The organism is Streptomyces sp. NPDC090442 (assembly GCF_044769405.1).
Lineage (GTDB): Bacteria > Actinomycetota > Actinomycetes > Streptomycetales > Streptomycetaceae > Streptomyces.
Genome location: NZ_JBIVXW010000256.1, coordinates 1 through 1,423, shown reverse-complemented (window position 1 = coordinate 1,423; position 1,423 = coordinate 1). Strand labels below are relative to the sequence as shown.

Annotated in this window: 1 protein-coding gene; it reads right to left on the bottom strand. The window is 62.9% G+C overall.

Annotation, left to right across the window (positions count from 1 at the left end):
• Positions 1 to 29: 29 nt before the first annotated feature.
• Positions 30 to 1,373, bottom strand: a complete 1,344-nt coding sequence (locus ACIQU6_RS44855) for an IS630 family transposase (RefSeq protein ID WP_403488519.1) — start codon at positions 1,371 to 1,373, stop codon at positions 30 to 32.
• Between the last annotated feature and the right edge of the window lie 50 nt (positions 1,374 to 1,423).

The window sequence follows — 1,423 nt, the reverse complement described above, 5'->3', positions numbered from 1 at the left end:
CTAGTGTGATGCGCCAGAAATCTTGAGGGTTAATTCTGCTCTGTTTTCTGGTCTGTGGTTCCGACCTTGGTGAGGTAGTCGGCGAGGGAGTTGAGGATCTCGTCGGCTGTCTTGGTCCAGGTAAAGGGCCGTGGGTTCTCGTTCCAGGCGTCGATCCACGCGGTGATGTCGTCCTCCAGGGCCTTCACTGACCTGTGGACGCCGCGGCGGATGAGTTTGTCGGTCAGCAGACCGAACCATCGCTCCACCTGGTTCATCCAAGAGGAGCCGGTGGGAGTGAAGTGCACGTGGAAGCGCGGATGTTTTCCCAACCATGCCTTGATGTCGGGGGTGTTGTGGGTGGCGTAGTTGTCGCATACGAGGTGCACGTCGAGCCGGGCGGGCACCGCCTTGTCGATCCGAGTCAGGAACTTCTTGAACTCAATCGCCCGGTGGCGGCGGTGCAATGCCGATATGACAGTGCCATCGGCGATGTTGAAGGCGGCGAACAAACTGGTGATGCCATGCCGTAGATAGTCGTGGGTGCGCCGCTCAGGCATCCCAGGCATCATCGGCAGCACAGGCTGGGAACGATCCAGTGCCTGGATCTGGGACTTCTCGTCCACGCATAACACCACGGCCTTCTCGGGCGGGTTGTGGTAGAGGCCGACGACATCGACGACCTTGGCGACGAACTGCGGATCGGTCGAGAGCTTGAAGGAGTCCTGCAGGTGCGGCTTAAGGTCGAACCGCTTCCAGATTCGCCCGATGGTCGATTTGGACAGGCCAGTACGCTGGGCCATTGACGCACGTGACCAGTGCGTGTCCTTGCCCGGCGTGGACTCCAGGGTGGCCACGATGACCTCCTCGACCTGGTCGAGGAGGATCGAGGGCGGCCGGCCCGAGCGGGGCTCGTCATGCAGACCGTCGAGGCGTTTGGCGATGAACCGGGCCCGCCAGCGGTCCACGGTCGATCTGTCGATGCCGAGGTCGGTCGCGGCCTGCTGGTTGGTTCCGCCCTCCGCGCAGCGCAGCACGATCTTGGCTCGCAACGCGAGGAACTGAGCGGTCTTGGCTTGCCGCGCCCACTGCGTCAGCTGCCTGCGCTCAGCCTCGTCCAGGACCAGGTCGGCCTTCGGCCGGCCAATCCAGCCAGCGTCCTCAAGGCCAGCCATCCGCTCTGCGGCGAAAGCCCGACGCCACTTGCCAACCGTCTTGGCCTGGACGCCAACGATCCGCGCGACACGCGCATTTGACAAGCCGTCAGCACACGCCAGGATGATGCGGGCCTTCTCGGCCGAACGCCGGTGCGGCAATTTCGTCCGGCGAACCAACTCGGCACGCTCGGCCTCAGACAGCGTGATCGCCACAGCAGAGGGGCCCGAATGCGACATAGCAACAAGGGTACTTACTAACCCTCAAGATTTCTGGCGCATCACACTAG

Excerpts from the sequence above, each read along its gene's own strand:
- ACIQU6_RS44855 (WP_403488519.1), bottom strand. The coding sequence starts at position 1,373 with ATGTCGCATTCGGGCCCCTCTGCTGTGGCGATCACGCTGTCTGAGGCC.